This window comes from Maribacter sp. MJ134 (assembly GCF_003970695.1).
In the GTDB taxonomy this organism is placed as follows: Bacteria; Bacteroidota; Bacteroidia; order Flavobacteriales; family Flavobacteriaceae; genus Maribacter.
On sequence record NZ_CP034570.1, the window covers coordinates 704,980 to 722,648 of the forward strand.

Consider the following 17,669-nt stretch of genomic DNA (forward strand, 5'->3'; position numbering starts at 1 on the left):
GAAAATATTACACCTCACTTTCTATAAACTCGGCATCTTCTATTGGTTTTCCTTTGTCACCTTTTAAGTACACATTCAAAAATTCCAGTACCCTACTGTAGGCTTCTATCTGGTTTTCTTTTTTTACAAATCCATGGCCTTCATCGTCAAATAGTACATACTCTACAGGAACCCCGTTCTTCTTTACACCAGCTACAATTTCATCCGACTCTACCTGAAGCACTCTGGGGTCTTTTGAGCCTTGCAATACAATAAGTGGTTTGGTCACTTTATCCGTATGAAACAAGGGCGAAATGGCACGCAACCGAACCGAATCTGCACTATTAGGATCGCCTAGTTCTAAATACAGTGCTTCTTTTTGGGCCTCCCACCAAGACGGTATACTGCGTAGCGTACGTATCCAGTTGGTCACCCCGAAAAGATTTACACCGACATCAAATTCCTCTGGAGTATAAGTAAGTGCGGCCATGGTCATATAACCGCCATAAGACCCACCGATAATTCCAATTTTTTCACTGTCGATTTCGGGTTGTGAGGCTAACCAATTTTTACCTTCCACGCAATCCTTGAGGTCTTTATCACCGTGGTTTAAATCATCCATTTGATAAAAGGTTTTACCATAACCACTACTTCCTCTGTTGTTAACTGCCAGCACGGCATAACCGTGATTGACCAAGTATTGGATAAAAGAACTGAATCGCTGTCTGGACTGACCTCCTGGACCGCCATGCACCCAAACCAAGGCAGGTACTTTATTTTTTGCGTTAGCTTGATGCGGCTTATAATAAATAGCCGGAATTTCTAATCCGTCAAAGGATTTGTAACGGATAACCTCCGCGTTCACCAAATCCTGAGCCTCAATTTCAGTATTGAGCACATCGGTCAGTTGGGTTTGCTCTTTTGTCTCCAAATTATAGACGTAAAGGTTGCTTGGTGTGTGCGAACCTCCAGCGTAAAAAGTCATCAGGGTCTCATCATCTGAAAAACTAACGTTACTGATATCCATGCCGGCAGTGGTAGGCAACGGTATGTTCTTATCCGTAGCCACCTCCTTTATTTCAATCGTATTTTTAGCATCTTCGTTGATATAGGTAACCTGATACGTCCCATTTTCTGTAAAGTAAGAACCGGAGATATCCCAACTACGCGTCATAACTCTTTCTTTTGATTTACTTGCAATATCGTATTTCATGAGCTGTGCAAACTCGCTGCCATCGTCCGTAGTGTAATAAAGGGCTGTACCGTCCGGGGAAAAGTCTTCGGGACTATTGGCACTTTGGTTATCGTTGATTTTCACCATCGATTTATCGTCCATACTATAAAGATAGAGGTCGGCATCATTGGTATTGATTGGCTTTATCAACGGAAGGTATTTTTTATCGTCCGATAAACCACCAAGAAAATAGCCATCCTCGTTCTTGTATACCATTTTGGAGGAGAAATTCTCTAAATCCATTTCATATAAATCCGTGTATCGTGCATCCCTTTTGTTCGAAGCAAAAAAGAAACTCTTCTTATCCTTAGCCCAACCATAAAAATTAGCCCTGGCACCTTCTTCAGGGGTGAGGTCTGTATGGGTGCCATCGGTTTCCCTGAGATAGATGTGATAGATTTCATCACCATTCCCGTCCATTCGAAATAAAATACGTTCGTCATTGGGGAAATAGGAAATAGCGAAAATAGAGGTACTGTCAGATTTTGTTAATGGTTCCATCTGTCCACCTGCAGCTGGTACCGTGTACATGTTGTAAATACCGGAACGATTACTTGAAATGAGTAATTTGGACTTATCCGGAGAAAAACTTCCACCGCCTATAGCCTCGTTATCCATCATTTGTTCAATGGTATAGGTTTGCATAGTGTCCGCAATAGAAGGTGTTTTTGGCTCCTCTTTACAGGCCCAAACCAGAATAATTGACACTAAGACAACTAATTTTTTCATGATGTTCTGTTTTAAATATGGTTAAAAAATCGAGGCGTCTTTTTAACGTATTACCCTCTTTATATGAAATAAAATCTATTATTCATCCAAACTAAAAGTTTCCGTCTCTTTGAATGGTGAAACATTCAAGCTTTCAATAGATGCTCTGTACGCCTTCCATTTGTTCCTAAAGAAGGAATTGGTTTCGTTCAAGGCCATTTTCAATTCGTTTTTCGCATATGTAATTAAATCTCTTTCTGTTTTGGTAATACCGTTTTTACGAGTACTGGAATAGTAACTTGCATTTCCGATGCGTTGCATTACGGTGATTTCCGGATTTCGGGTAATACCTTGGCGTTTATCTACCTTACCAATATATAGTGCTACTACAGAATCAATCTGCTTTACGATATCCTTAGAAGCTTTAATTTGGTCTTTGTACTTTTTCTCGTCTATTTCTTTAAGTTCCTTACTATATTTTTCCGCAACCATCTTGCTTTCTACCAATTGGGTAACGGCATCGGCAGCTGTTTGCGTCATTTCCTCAATTTCCTTTCCTGTCTTATAGACCTCGGCAATGGAGGCAGTATTCACATTGAGTCTTGGGTCCGATTTTACAGTGATTGTAGTTTCGTCCTTTACGTCACCAAAATGTAGTTTAATCGTGTAGGTGCCCGGTTTTACGTCCACACCTCCCGATTCTTTCTTCTTCTTTACTATTTTTCGAGAAGGTCTATCCGGTCCTTTTTCGTCCATATTCCAGTAAATACGGTGAAAACCTGCCTTTTCCGGAGTTTTATACTTAAGGGTTCGTATGAGTCTATCACCATCATAAAAATCGAACTGAATGGAATCCTTTTTTTGAACACCTGTCAATTCTTTTTTCTCCGTATCGGTTTCCGTTGTGTTGGCCTCATCATCTTTATCATCCGATTTTTCCTTCTTCATGGCTTTCTTCCCTTCTTTTAAAAAGTAGGTAATCATTGCGCCCGACTTCCTATTTTCGGCGTTATACATGGCATCGCCGCCAAATCTACTACCAGTGGGTTGTTGGTATGCCGCTTGATATGCCGTCGGTGGACTGAACAATTTTGCATCGGTATTTAGGATACTCTTATCGCTGGCGAGCGCTCGTAACGGTCTGATATCATCCAAAACCCATGCCGCACGGCCAAAAGTTCCGATAACCAAATCATGTTCCCGTGGATGGATTACGAGATCTTTAGTAGAAACGGTTGGGAAGCCCTCCGTCCATTTTTGCCAAGAAGTGGCGCCATCCAAGGAAATGTATAAACCATCGTCCGTTCCTAAAAATAAGAGGTTCTTGTTTTCGATATCTTCAACGATACTCAGCACATAGCTTTCTACATCCGTATCATCGACGATTCTAGACCAAGTTTTACCATAGTCCTTAGTCCTGTAGGCATAAGCCGTATAATTAAATCTTCTATAATCATTGGCCACCAATAAGGCTTCTCCTTTGTTCTTGTTGGACGCTTTAATCTGGGTTATCCAACTACCTTTTGGTAAACCTTTAATATTAGCGGTTACCTCTACCCAAGTGGCTCCTCCGTTTTGCGTATAATGTACGCGACCATCGTCCGAGGCGGTCCATAACATATCTTTTTCTAAGGGTGACGGCTCAATGACGAGTAGCGTACAATGGTTTTCCGCTCCGGTGGCATCCATGGTAAGTCCGCCACTCTCGCTCTGCTTCTGCTTTTCAGGGTCATTGGTAGTCAAATCAGGAGAGATAACTTCCCATGTTAAGCCCTTGTCCGTGCTTTTATGTACAAATTGACTCCCAAAATAGACAGTACTATTGTCGAACGGGTCCTGACCTATAGCGGCGTTCCAATTAAAGCGCAATTTAGTTTTCGCATCCGGTGGGGTAGGGCGTACGATGTAATTATTTCCTGTTTTCCAATCATAGCGAGCAACAAAACCTTGCTGACTCATGGCATAGCCATATTGTGAATCATCCAAATCCGGTACTACGTCAAAACCATCACCAAAAGCAATTTCCTGCCAATAGCTATTTCGAATCCCTTGGTCCCTCCAAACATAGGCGGGGCCTCTCCAAGACCCATTATCCTGCATGCCACCATAGACATTATAGGGATACTCGTTATCTACATTGATATGATAGAATTGCGCTACGGGCAGATTACCAATAAAGCGCCAAGACTTTCCGCCGTCCTTTGAAATATTGAGTCCTCCGTCATTCCCGTCCATCATAAACTGCCCATTTTCCGGATGAATCCAAAAGGCATGATGGTCGGGATGTACCCCATTGTTCGCTCGGTATGCCGGCATTAGTTGGGTAAAGTTTTTTCCTTCGTCCTGAGAAACATTGACGTAAGTGAATACGGAGAATACACGATTTTCGTTCTCGGGGTCTACATAGATTTCTGAATAATAAAATGGTCTGTTACCAATATCCTCCTTATTGTTGATCATTTTCCATTTGAAACCACCATCCTCGGATTTGTAGAGGGCATTCTTTTTAGCTTCAACCAAGGCATAAACTACATTAGTTTTACCGGGAGCAATGGCAATTCCTATACGTCCAAGGTCACCTTTTGGGAGTCCGTCTTCATCACTCAGTTTTTTCCAGTTTTCGCCCCCGTCATGGGTCATATATAAGCCGCTTCCCGTACCGCCGGATTTAAAAAACCAAGGGTCGCGTTTATGCTCCCACATGGCCACCAATAGTTTATTGGGATTGTCGGGGTCCATTACCATATCGGCAACTCCAGTTTTGTTGTTTACAAAAAGTATCTTCTCCCAGCTTAGGCCACCGTCGGTAGTTTTGTAAACACCTCTCTCGGCATGTTCGCCCCATGGCGAGCCGATAGCACCTACATAAACGGTATTGGGGTCCGTAGGGTCTATTTTTATTCTATGGATGTGTCTTGTTTTTTCAAGGCCCATCGCCTTCCAAGTTTTACCACCGTCTAGCGATTTATATACGCCATAACCACCATTTAGGCTGTTTCTAGGGTTTCCTTCGCCCGTGCCTACCCAAAGTACGGAAGGATTGGACTGTTGTATGGCCACAGCTCCGACGGATGCGGTAACCTCTTCATTAAATATAGGTTCCCAGGTTATACCACCCGAATTGGATTTCCACAACCCGCCAGAAGCGGTTCCTACGTACATCATATCCGGATTATCGGTAACCACGTCAATAGCCGTAACCCTACCGCTCATACCACCGGGACCTATATTTCTAGGTTTTAGGTCTTGCATGAGTTTCATGTCCAATTCTTGTGCAACAGTAAATAGGGATGCGAAAAGCATCGAGAGGAAAAATAGCTTTTTAGTCATTCTTTAGAGAGGTTAATTAGTCGCCTAAATATAGGAAAAAGCCAAGGTGTTAAGAAGCGATTCGTTTTTTTAACAGGGGATAAATTTATCGCTACCCCAAAGCAGGATAGCAACAAAAGTATAAATAATTCGTTTTAGCCCATATGAGACAGCTTGTTTTCTTATCTATATTGTTGATTATCAATTTTTTTGTAAAAGCTCAAGCGCCCAGTGGCGTTTGGTTGTCCAACGATAATCCCATACTGCAAAAGGCCACCGTTTCTACGGCCCTTCCCGGTAAAACGATAATGGATTTTGATACGAATTCCATAGGTAGTATAAACACCAGAAATAAAAGCCGACTAACCAGCAATCCTAAGAAGAGTAAGTTCAAAATTCAAGGAACCAAGGGAAAGTTCAAGGTCGAAAGTATTGGTCCAAATATGCTCGTTTTAAAAGGTGCCAAGAACAAACGCTATACTTTTCAAAAGCTAGATTTAAGTCACAAGCTAGAAATGGGCGAAAAAGAACTACAGGAATTCTTAGTGGAGCAACAGTGCGATGCAATACAGGGAATTCAGGGACAATTTACCAAAGAGCAGTACTACTTAGATAAAAAAGCCAAAAAACCCTATGGCCGTTATCAATTTATTAATTACAGTGAAGGCAGTAATGGCTATTGGAGTATATATACAATTCATGGTAACGCGTTTTTAATCTTTGATGCTGGACAAAACCAGAACGAGGGTATTTTTCAAATCACCAACGTCAAGGTAAACGGTTTCACTTTACTTCCGCTACAGAACACTAATCCGATGAAGGAGTTAACTTCTATAAAGACCTGTTTGTAAGGTTACGCCATAGAAATTTACTTATTTAAACTAAAGACATTCCTAACGCTTTGTATAGGCCTTCGAAATCTTGGAAAGCCTTTAATACATTGTTTTCTTATACTTTATCTTTTGAATATGTAACAAGAGAGTCTCTAGGGCGTCTTATGATTACATCAATCAAATCAAAACCAATGAATAATCAACTTAGTCAAAGACTTCGTCTTAGCATCACTGTTGCTGTAACCCTATTGGTATGGGCGCATATTAGCTGGGATTATTTTCATGGTGGCGTGCCCACACATTACATTTTGCATAGCGACGATATGCCAGGTATTCCAAATTGGTGGGGAGGTATCGTATTACCCATTTTTACTTATTTTCTGTTGTACCGTATTGCTACGCGACTAAATAAAGCTGATAATAGAGATTCACTCAAACTTGTAGGATTACGTTTTATGGCGGGGTTGCTATTTGCAATTAGTATATCTATAACCTTTTTAAATGGTATAGAAATTACGGATTACATCATGGGTCTAATTTTCATACTAGCATTTGTATTCCCGTTATTTAAATCTGAATACTATTTGGGTTGGGTACTCGGTGCTTCATTTGCTTTTGGAGCTATAATTCCCATACTGTTTGGAAGTATATTATGCTTGATTTTCTTTTTGATCTATCAATTAGTGGATAGTCTTAAAAGATTACTACTATCAAAAGTAAAATAATATTACTTCTTCATAAACATCCCAAACAGTTCTTTTCCCTGCCTTGGCGGAATGGAATTGTGACAGATTTCAAAAGTCAGTGGCTTTAAATAAGGCCTAAAGTAGCTCAGGTACAATGCTTTATCGCCCCCAAAAGGACGTTTCTCCATATCGCCGGTCAAAGGAAAATTAAACCAAACACCTACCAGTTTCCCATTGGGCTTTAGAAGGTTTGCCATCTGTTTTGCATATCCAAGCCTGTTCTCGTCCGTAGGTACAAAAGAGCAGAAAAAGGTTTGTTCTAGAATTAAATCATACTGGCCTTTGTGCTCAAAAAAATCTTCTTGAAGTAATTGTTCTTTGGGGAAGTCAGGAATTCTTTGCTGGAACGAGGTCAAGGGGATTTGAGAGATGTCCATCACGTAGATATTCTGAAACCCATTTTGCCATAAATATTCCGCTTCGTAGGCGTTTCCCGCTCCAGGAATTAGTATGCTAATGGACTTGTCCTGTAATTGGTCTATATATGCCTTTAAAGGAGTGGAGGGGTGGCCAATATCCCAACCTGTACTTTGATTGTGATAACGTGCGGTCCAATATTTTTCTTGGTTTTCCATGGCGGAAAAAATACCTATTTAGATGAGGCACCAAAAATAATTCAAAAGTTAGGGAGTTCAAAAGTCTGTGATGATTGAAATAGTTTTACTTCTTCTAAACCCCTAAACCCCTAAACCCCTAAACCCCTAATTCCTCCATCCACACATTTTTCCTTTGCACTATGACCCCATTTACCTATCTTGAAAGTTTTAAAATTAGCAACCAAAATCATTTATGAAAAACTCCTTTTTAATCCTGTCCACCTTCATTTTTTCCCTTTACAGCATGGCTCAAGTAAGCCCAAAATGGGTGCGTTACCCGTCTATCTCTCCAGATGGTCAAACCATTGCTTTTACCTATCAGGGAGACCTATACAGCGTGCCAGTTGGCGGTGGAACCGCACGTCAATTGACCTTTCATAAAGCCCATGATTATGAAGTTGTTTGGAGTGGAAACAGTGAGAAACTAGCGTTTGCTTCCAACAGATTTGGGAATTTTGATGTCTATACCATGGATGCTGAAGGTGGACCCGCAGAGCGCCTCACCTTTCATAGCACCGATGAAACGCCTTATAGTTTTTCGGCAGATGATAAGCATGTTCTTTTTGGAGCCGCTAGACAAGATGCGGTAACCCATAGACAATATCCAATTAGTAGACAGCCTGAGCTATATAGCGTACCAATCGAAGGAGGTCGTGTGGACCAAGTGCTAACAGTACCGGCGGAAGATGTTCAATCGAATAGGGAAGGCAATAAGCTAGTGTACCATGATAAAAAGGGTTATGAGGATACCTTCCGAAAACACCACGTATCTGCCATAACCCGGGATATTTGGGAATACGATGTAGCCACAGGTAAACACAGGATGTTGACCAGCTTCAAAGGTGAGGACAGAAATCCCGTGTATAGTGCTAATGATCAGGTTATTTATTACCTAAGTGAAGAAAGTGGCTCCTACAACGTGCATAAAATGGCTGCGGACGGGTCTGGTAAGGCCCAACTAACGCAACTTAAAACACACCCAATTCGCTCGTTAAGTATAGGGAATGGTACCATGAGTTTTAGTTATGACGGTGAACTCTATACGCTTAGGGAAGGTGAAACACCTAAAAAAGTACCGGTATTTATACGAACGCAGCGTGCCACAAATGCATTGGAATATGTTTCTGTGAACGGTGGCGTTCGTGAAATGGACATTTCGCCAGATGGTAAGGAAATCGCTTTTGTAAGTAGGGGAGAAGTGTTCGTAACCGCCGTAGATGGTTCTTTGACCAAGCGACTCACCAATACACCGGAGCAGGAACGTTTCGTAAAATTCATGCCAGACGGTAAAGCGGTGACCTATGCAAGCGAACGGGACGGAAAATGGAGTATTTACAAAACCTCTAAAATTAGAAAAGAAGAGCCTTATTTTTTCGCGGCCACCATCTTAAAGGAAGACACCTTACTAACTACGACTACGGATGTATACCTTCCTGAGTTTTCGCCAGATGGTAATCTAATGGCCTATATAGAAGGGCGTAGAACGTTGAAAGTCAAAAACTTAAAAACAAATACGACTACTACCTTACTTACACCCAACGAGTTATATCATTTTTCGGATGGCGATAAGTATTACCAATGGAGTCCAGACAGCAAATGGCTTTTGGTAGACTGGGGCGTCACGCTAAGTAATAGCGAAATATTACTTATTTCCGCCGATGGGAAATCACGTACCAATTTAACAGAAAGTGGTTATTATGATATATCGCCAAAATGGATAAATGATGGTAATCAGATTATTTGGTTCACCAATCGAAACGGATTAAAAAGTTATGCCACCAGTGGACAGTCAGAATTTGATGTCTATAGCATGTTCCTGACCAAAGATGGATGGGATAAATTTAATATGACCAAGGAAGAATACGATTTGATAAAGTTGATGGAAGAGGGCGATGAGAAGGAGGATGAGGATGCCGATGATGAAGGGGATAAGAAGAAAAAGAAAAAGAACGATGACGAGAAAAAAGAAACCGTAAAACCTTTAAAATTTGATTTGGAAGATGTTCAAGACCGCAAGGCACGTTTAACCATACATTCTTCAAAATTGGCAGATGCTGTGCTATCAAAGGACGGTGAAAGGCTATACTATCTTACTCGTTTTGAGAAGGATTTAAACCTTTGGGAAATAGAGGTCAGGACCAAGAATACCAAGATGCTGGTTTCCTTAGGAGCCAAATCCGGTGGTTTACAATGGGACGAGAAACAAGAGAATTTGTTTCTACTTGCCGATGGGAAAATAGCAAAAGTAGATATCAAGGCCGGTAAAAAGGAGAATGTTAAATTAAAGTCGGAAATGGTGTTGGACGCCGATGCGGAGCGTCAGTATATGTTTGACCATATTTGGTTGCGTACCAACGGTATTTTCTACCATTCCAATTTTCACGGAATTGATTGGAAGGCCATGCGCACGGAATATCAAAAATACCTACCACATATTGGTAATTCATACGAATTTGCTGAAATGGTTTCGGAACTATTGGGTGAGTTGAACGTCTCGCATGCGGGCGGGCGCTTCAACGATGATATTAAAAATGGGGATGCTACCGCTTCTTTGGGAATTTTTATGGATTACAGTCATACGGGCAACGGTATAAAAATTGCCGAAGTCATTAAGGGAGGTCCGTTGGATAAGGCAAGATTTGATTTGAAGCCCGGGATGCTCATCGAGAAAATAAACGGTGAAACAATACTGCCCTCCAAGGATATTGCCAGTTATCTTAATAGAAAAGCAGGAGAATTTATGCTGTTGGACATTGTTGGAGTCAATAACACTAGAAAACAGATTACCGTAAAACCAATTTCCATAGGTCAGGAAAGTAGACTATTGTACGATAGATGGGTGAAACAGAACGAAAAAGAGGTTTTGGAAAAAAGTAAGGGAACCTTGGGTTATGTGCATATTCCGGGCATGAGCGATGAACCTTACCGCACCATCTACGAACAAATGATGGGTAAGTTCATAGATAAAAAAGCGGTAATTGTAGATACGCGATTCAATGGAGGCGGGGATTTGGTAGCGGATCTAGCGATGTTCTTTACGGGTATACCCTTTCTTTCCTATGAGACCGAAGATAGGGTCGTAGGTGGCGAACCTACCTCTAGGTGGACAAAGCCCACCTTAGCCATGTTCAACGAGTCTATGTATAGTGATGGTTCTTGTTTTGCAAGCGGTTATGTTGATTTAAAAATCGGAAAGACCGTAGGAATGCCTGTACCAGGAACCTGCAGTTTTGCAGGTTGGGAACGCTTACCCAATGGAGGTGTTTGGGGTGTGGTACCGGTAAGTGCAAAGAACAAGGCAGGAGAATGGTTGGAGAATAACGAGACCAATCCAGAGATTTTAGTTAAAAACCAACCGGATGTCATTGCTAATGGCCGGGATGAACAACTAGAAAAATCTATAGAAGTGTTGTTGAAAGAGGTGGAGTAGACAGTTTACAGTGGGGAGTAGGCAGTAGGCAGTGGACAGTAGGCAGTGGACGGTTGACAGTTGGGGGTTGACAGTTGAAAGCTAACAGTTAGTTCGCTTCTTGATAAACAATACCATCCTTCATCACAAATACTACATCCTTCATTCTGGAAATATCTTGTAAAGGGTCACCTTTTACGGCAATGATGTCCGCCCAATACCCCTTCTTTAAGTTTCCGAGTTTGTTCAAATGAAACATACGGGCATTCTGGGAAGTCGCTGAGGTTAGTACCGCCATAGGTTTCATTCCGTAGTCCACGAGCAATTCCATTTCTCTATAATTTTGTCCATGGGTAAAAACACCCACATCACCACCAAAAACAATAGCTACACCCGATTCCAATGCTAATTTAAAAGAGGCCCTTTTCTTCTTTATGCGTTCCGGTTCCTGTTCTTTTCCTTTATTCCAGCCACGGTACTGTGCAATTGCATCTCCGGCCGCAAGAGTCGGACAGAATCCGATACCTTTTTCCTTCATGAGTTTAAACAGTTCTAAAGTAGCCCCATCTCCGTGTTCTATGGTTTCTACACCTCCGTTTATAGCACGTTTAATTCCCTCGGGTGTACTTGCATGCGCGACAACGTATTTTCCGGCACTGGTGGCCGTAGCGACCATGGCATCGATTTCCTCCTGTAAAAAGGTAGGTTGGGAAATTGCCCCTGGCGTCCAACGGTAGTCGGCATAAATCTTAATAAAGTCGGCACCATTTCCCATTTGACGTCGCACCGTTGTTATAGCTTCCGGCACTCCACTAACCGCCTCCGCTCCAAGTGGCACGGTAACACCATCGTGAAATCCTTTGGGTCCGTAAGCACCTGTGGCGACTATGGCAGGTCCGGCAACAAGCATACGAGGTCCTGGAATAATTCCCTCGTCAATAGTTTTTTTCAAATAAACATCGGTGTAACCCGCTCCCTCGGCCCCTAAATCCCTTGTGGTGGTAACGCCGGCCATAAGGGTGTTTTTAGCATGTACAGTCCCTCGGATGGCCCTCTCCACCGGCGATTCCTTTAATACTTGGTCGTTCCAATCGGTCTCGTTATAGGGGTGTAGTAATAGGTGGGAATGTCCCTCGATAATACCGGGCATTAGCGTTGTCCCCGCAAGTCTGATTTCTTTGGTGTTAACAGGTCTGGTGAATTCGTTTGTAGTACCTGTATAGGTAATAGTGTTTCCCTCCATTAGTACTACCCAATCCGAATGTAATTCCTCCCCGTCAAATACACGGTCGGGTACCAATAGGGTCTGTGCCTTGAGCATCAAGCTTAAAAAACAAACTAAAACAAGAATAACATTTTTCATTTAATCAATTTTTATGGCGCTGTCGAGTAGTGCTTTTAATTTCGGCGCAGAATAGGCTGTATTACTTTTAATGAGATAATGGATTTTTTCCGTGTTCCCAATTTCCTCCAGAGGATTAGCATCTAAAAGTACAATATCCGCAACCTTGCCTTTGGTAAGACTACCATAGTCAGAATCTTTCTTAAGGAACCTGGCCCCGTTATAAGCTGAGGTCCGCAAGGCCTCCAGTGGGGAAATACCGTTAGCTACCATTTCCTTTAATTCTTGATGTAGTGATATTCCCGGATAAACAAAGGAGTTGTAAGCACCACTGTCCGAACCGGCTAAAAGCCCTACTCCGGCATCACTTAGGGATTTGGCCAATTCGCCAAAAAAGGCATCCAGTGCTTTTCGGTTGGCAACAGCTTCAGGTTTGGAATTTTTTACTCTATTTATCCGTCCCTCATAGGTCTGGATAAGGCTAGGGGTCATATACTTTAAATAAGGGTCGTTTTCGTGATTATCCTCATCTAAGTAACTCAATGTTTTACCGATATGCAGTGTAGGTACCACATAAACATCGTTTTTCTTTAAGGAAGCGAAAGTGTTAGCCGCCGTAGTGTCCGAAAAACTTTGCATCAATAAGGGCATGGCGTCCCAAAAGCCTATTTCTCCGGATTTCATTTTTTTGGTGACGGAAACTTCATTGGCCGAGCAGCCTTTCATGATATAATAAAGGTGTTCAATGGCATCAATGCCAGAGGCTACGGTCTCGTCCAAAGTAACGGTAAATGGCATATGTCCGGAAGTGATTAGGCCTCTTTTTTCAGCTTCCTGTATGGTTTTAAGGTAATTCTCGGCAGTGATTCGGCTATCGTAAAGCTTCACAAAATCTACAGGTATCCGCTGCAACGAGTCTAATGCTTCTTGAATGTCAGCCTCATTCTCGACCTCCAAAGAGCCTGCCCATGTTGCGCCTTTGCCATCTATTTTTGGCCCGGATGTAAAGATGGTAGGACCGACCAAAGTTCCTTCGGCAATACTATTTTTCCACTCCATAACATTCTTGGTAAGGTCCCCACCAGCATCTCGTACCGTGGTTATTCCGTTGGCCATAAAAAGTTTCAGAAAATTTTTATTTGTTTCAATGAGCGAATCGCCACCTCTAAAATGCACATGGTTGTCCCAAAATCCAGGCAAAAGATATTTGCCATGCGCATCGATTTCTAGCTTACCTTTCAGTGGAATATCCGCGGATGCAGATTTTAGTTCCATAATCATACCATTATTGATGCCTATATGTTGCTTAGATATTTTACCCGTTTCCAAGTCTATAATAGAACCGTTGTTTAGTACAATGTCGTAGGTGATTTCTTCTTGACCTTGGCACGCAACGAGCAGCACAATTAGAAAAAAGAGGGGTTTATGACGTAATATAGATTTCACCATGGCAGCATTGAATTAGCCATGGGAAGGTAGAAATAATTAGCGATTTATAAATCTTCTCAACAGGATAAAAATTAAAATGAAGAGTGAATAACCGATAAAAAAGGGAATAATATAATCTCTAAGACCCAGCACCAACATACAACCAATGACCAATAATTGAAAACCTAAGCCAAAGGTAGAAACTGCGGTCATAAACCAGTTGGGAAAGCTATTGCTATTTTCTGCTTTACGATCCAGCGCATAAATAATACGGTCAAAGACACCATAGAGCAAACTATACAACGTAAAGAAAATATTTACGCTCCTCTGGCTCTCTCCTTTTAAAGCAATAGGCGTCTCATTTTCAAATATGCGGCTTGTGGTATCTCCGGATTTATTTTTTCTTAAAATTACGTAGTAATAATTGTATAGGGTGCCCTGTAGCTGTAATCCAACGAATGCTAAAACCGTCAAAAACCACGATTCAGAGCTTACGTGCCAAATGGCAATGAGTATGAGAAGGTTCAAAATAATATCCGCAACAGAATCAAAATAACGTCCTGTATACGACGGTGTTTTTTTTAATCTTGCCAATTCCCCGTCCGCGGCATCGAGGATAGACTTCAAGACGAGAAAGAACAAGGTAGCCCAATAGTACTGGTTCAATAAGCAAACAATTGCCACTAATCCGGCGATAATAAAACTTATGGTAACATGTATAGGAGTGAAGGAAGTATGTTTTAGACTATTGGCAATAATTCTCGCAACAGGTCTACCATAATCCGATAAATCCAAGAATTGGTGTTCCTTGGGTAATTTTGACATTTTTTGGGGGTAGGGAAGGAAAACCAATAACGGAAACACGCTGGCTTGGTACACCCTCCGAACATGATGTAAAAATAACATATAATTTACAATTAGTTCAGATAGAATTGATGTTTAACATTACGGGAGTTAGCGCTGTCCGCCATTTCTGTATCTTTCGTTAGCAGCACACAGCCGTACAATTTCTGCTATTCGCTTTTCTCTTGTTGCTTCTCGTTTTGCCTGATTTAGCCAATACAGGTAGCTTTTGCGTTGCCCTTTGGTAAAACGTTTAAAATTCTTGAAAGCTTTAGTATTTTGACGGAAGGCATATGCTAGGTCTTTTGGAACAATACCATTCTCCGCATCGTCCAAAGCCACCCACGAGCCATTAGCCTTGGCAATGGCCACAGCATCACGGCCGCTTTCATGCATTAAATTGGCCTTTTCTAGAGATTTTAGATGCTCTTTGTTCACCTTACTCCAAACACTTTTAGGTTTTCTCGGACAGAAATATTGTCTCCGTTTTCCCTCTCCCAAACTTTTTACGGTGCTGTCTATCCATCCATAGCACAGTGCAACCCTGACGGCTTCTTCCCATCGCATACTTTCATTTTCATGGTCCACTTTATAAAAAATGAGATAGATACCTGAATAGGTTTTATGATTTACATGCAACCACGTTCTAAATTCCTTATCGTTTTTAAAATAGAATTCGGGAATGTTTGAGTCTTCCATTTGTTTGCCGCGCCTTTTGCGTAAAAATAAAATTTTATGAAGAAACGAAATTACAAGAGTAGGATAACTAGCTGATATTAGTGACTTCAGAATTGTTGTTAGTCGAATTTTCTACCTATATTTTCTTTTAGTTCTTAACTTTAAATAAGTTTTGAAAGTATTTATTGCTATGAAAATCGACAATTCTATGAAAATAAAACCATCCTTTAAGGAAATACTTGTAGGAGTAGGTATACTATTATTTTGTGGTATTTATTATTCGTGCGAACAGAAACCCTCTACTTCTGAAAGGGTCATCGCTAAAGCTGATATCCAAGGTATTCCGGAAAAAATTGATTTTACATTTGACGTAAAACCTATTCTTTCTGACCGTTGCTTTATATGCCATGGCCCGGACAAGAACGCTATTGAGGGTAATTTATCCCTGCATACTGCAGAAGATGCCTATGCGGCATTGGGTGAAAACAAGGACCGGTTTGCTATTGTTCCGAACAAACCGGAGGAAAGTGAGTTAGTGCATCGTATTTACAGCGAGGACGCCAACTTATTAATGCCGCCTCCAGAATCTAATCTGGAATTAACGCCCAAAGAGAAAGCTATTCTAGAGAAATGGATAGCGCAGGGAGGCGAATATAAGGAGCATTGGGCCTTTATTGCCCCGGTAAAGCCGGAAGTACCTGAAATCAACGATTCGGCCTGGGCAAACAACGAAATAGACAAATTTGTACTGAAAAAAATGCGCTTAAACGGTCTTGCCCCGTCGGAGGTGGCCTCCAAAGAAAAATTGGTACGCAGGGTGTTTTTTGACCTTACGGGACTCCCACCTTCTCCAGAGCAAGTGAATTCTTTTGTAAATGATACTGCTGCGGATGCTTATGAGAAACTGATAGATTCATTGTTACAGACCATAGATCATGCCGAGCACATGGCCGCCGAGTGGATGGATATTGCAAGATATGCGGATACACACGGTTATCAAGACGATTTTGAAAGAACCATGTGGCCGTGGAGAGATTGGGTAATTCACGCCTTCGATGAAAACATGCCCTATAACCAATTTGTAACCTATCAGTTGGCCGGTGACTTAATGCCCGATGCCGATTTGGAAAAAATATTGGCTACTGGTTTCAATCGTAATCATAAAATTACCTTTGAAGGAGGTACTATTCCGGAAGAATACCATGTGGAGTATGTAGAAGATAGATTGCAAACATTTGGTACCACCTTTTTGGGATTGACATTGGAGTGTGCTCGTTGCCACGACCACAAATACGACCCTATTAGTCAAAAAGAGCATTTTGAGCTTTTTAGCTTCTTTAGTAATAACAAGGAAAAATTGTCCATTCCATTACCAGGGGAAACTCCAGAACCATATATTACCGTTACAGAAAAGGAAGCGAGTGGTGTATTGGATTTTGTCAACTTTGACAAAGCGCCTAAAAAAGAAGTGCCCGTCATGGTCATGTACGAGCGAGAGGAGTGGAAACCTGCATTTATCTTAAACCGTGGGGTTTACGACCAACCGACGGACCAAGTATTCCCCGACACACCAAAATCCGTTTTATCATTCCCAGAGAACTATCCTAAAAATAGGATGGGACTTTCTAAATGGCTTTTTGACAATGAAAACCCACTAACGGCAAGGGTAACCGTGAATAGATATTGGCAGCGTATGTTCGGAAATGGCCTGGTGAGTTCTTCTTATGATTTTGGAAATCAGGGTGCTTTACCCTCACATCCAGAGCTGTTGGATTATTTGGCCATTAAATTCAGGGACGAAGGATGGAACACGAAAGCAATGTTAAAATACATGGCCATGTCCGCCACCTATAAACAGCGCGCGGTGACTACACCGGAACTATTGGAGCAAGACCCGGAAAATAGACTACTGGCGAGAGCGCCCCGTCTAAGACTTACGGCCGAAATGATACGGGACCAAGCGCTGGCTATCAGTGGTTTATTAACGAAAGAAGTAGGCGGACCAAGTGTAAAACCATATCAACCAGAAGGTATATGGGAAGAGACCACTGGCGGTGGCGGGGGAAGTACCTCTCGTTATGTACAGAGTGAAGGTGAGGATTTATACCGGAAGAGTTTGTATACCTTTTGGAAGCGGACCGTACCGCCTCCGAGTATGATGACTTTTGACAGTGCTTCAAGGGACCTATGTTCTGTAAAACGCCAAGAAACCAATACGCCATTACAGGCCTTGGTACTATTGAACGACCCCCAATTAATAGAGGCCTCTAGAGCTTTGGCCACTGTAAGTATTGAGAAATTTCCTCGAGAGCTAGAGAAACAAATTTCGTATGTTTTCCAAAAAGCGACCTCGCGTTTACCCGATGCAGAGGAAAAAACGATGTTATTGGATCATTACAAGGACATGCAATCAAAAATAGACAATGGCATTATCGAGGCGTCCGATTACATTACTATCGGTGAATATATTTCAGAGGCAGATGTAAGCCAAAAGGAATTGGCTTCCTTGTCATTAGTGGCACACACTATTTTTAATTTAGACGAAACTATTACTAGAGGTTAGT

General features: G+C 41.7%; 11 protein-coding genes. 4 read left to right on the plus strand and 7 right to left on the minus strand.

The features are described 5' to 3' along the window. Positions 1-7: 7 nt before the first annotated feature. The gene (locus EJ994_RS02995) at positions 8-1,942 is read right to left on the minus strand and encodes an alpha/beta hydrolase family protein (protein WP_126591132.1); all 1,935 of its coding nucleotides are present in this window, start codon (positions 1,940-1,942) and stop codon (positions 8-10) included. Positions 1,943-2,020: 78 nt separating this feature from the next. After that, positions 2,021-5,251, minus strand: a complete 3,231-nt coding sequence (locus EJ994_RS03000) for a WD40/YVTN/BNR-like repeat-containing protein (protein ID WP_126591133.1) — start codon at positions 5,249-5,251, stop codon at positions 2,021-2,023. Positions 5,252-5,394: 143 nt separating this feature from the next. Here EJ994_RS03000 and EJ994_RS03005 point away from each other — a divergent pair, with 143 nt between their 5' ends. Then, complete coding sequence (locus EJ994_RS03005; protein ID WP_126591134.1) at positions 5,395-6,081, plus strand: hypothetical protein; 687 nt, start codon at positions 5,395-5,397, stop codon at positions 6,079-6,081. A gap of 173 nt (positions 6,082-6,254) precedes the next feature. Then, positions 6,255-6,788 (plus strand): hypothetical protein, encoded by a 534-nt coding sequence (locus EJ994_RS03010; protein WP_126591135.1) that lies wholly within the window; start codon positions 6,255-6,257, stop codon positions 6,786-6,788. A 2-nt stretch (positions 6,789-6,790) separates the two neighbouring features. Here the strand turns inward: EJ994_RS03010 and EJ994_RS03015 are convergent, their stop codons facing one another. Continuing rightward, positions 6,791-7,384: a methyltransferase domain-containing protein gene (locus EJ994_RS03015; protein ID WP_126591136.1), complete on the minus strand. Its 594-nt coding sequence runs from the start codon at positions 7,382-7,384 to the stop codon at positions 6,791-6,793. A gap of 214 nt (positions 7,385-7,598) precedes the next feature. Here EJ994_RS03015 and EJ994_RS03020 point away from each other — a divergent pair, with 214 nt between their 5' ends. Continuing rightward, positions 7,599-10,835 (plus strand): S41 family peptidase, encoded by a 3,237-nt coding sequence (locus EJ994_RS03020; RefSeq protein ID WP_126591137.1) that lies wholly within the window; start codon positions 7,599-7,601, stop codon positions 10,833-10,835. Positions 10,836-10,923: 88 nt separating this feature from the next. Here the strand turns inward: EJ994_RS03020 and EJ994_RS03025 are convergent, their stop codons facing one another. The 4 genes from EJ994_RS03025 to EJ994_RS03040 all read right to left on the minus strand — a co-directional run bounded on the left by EJ994_RS03025 (position 10,924) and on the right by EJ994_RS03040 (position 15,126). Beyond that, positions 10,924-12,177, minus strand: coding sequence for a metal-dependent hydrolase family protein (locus EJ994_RS03025; protein WP_126591138.1), 1,254 nt, complete (start codon positions 12,175-12,177; stop codon positions 10,924-10,926). After that, the gene (locus EJ994_RS03030) at positions 12,178-13,605 is read right to left on the minus strand and encodes an amidohydrolase family protein (RefSeq protein WP_126591139.1); all 1,428 of its coding nucleotides are present in this window, start codon (positions 13,603-13,605) and stop codon (positions 12,178-12,180) included. It abuts the gene before it with no gap. Between the two features lie 36 nt (positions 13,606-13,641). Further along, positions 13,642-14,409, minus strand: a complete 768-nt coding sequence (locus tag EJ994_RS03035) for a CDP-alcohol phosphatidyltransferase family protein (RefSeq protein WP_126591140.1) — start codon at positions 14,407-14,409, stop codon at positions 13,642-13,644. A gap of 129 nt (positions 14,410-14,538) precedes the next feature. Next, positions 14,539-15,126 (minus strand): YdeI/OmpD-associated family protein, encoded by a 588-nt coding sequence (locus tag EJ994_RS03040; protein ID WP_126591141.1) that lies wholly within the window; start codon positions 15,124-15,126, stop codon positions 14,539-14,541. Positions 15,127-15,313: 187 nt separating this feature from the next. Between EJ994_RS03040 and EJ994_RS03045 the strand changes: the two genes are divergently transcribed. Continuing rightward, positions 15,314-17,668, plus strand: a complete 2,355-nt coding sequence (locus tag EJ994_RS03045; protein WP_126591142.1) for a PSD1 and planctomycete cytochrome C domain-containing protein — start codon at positions 15,314-15,316, stop codon at positions 17,666-17,668. Position 17,669 lies beyond the last annotated feature (1 nt).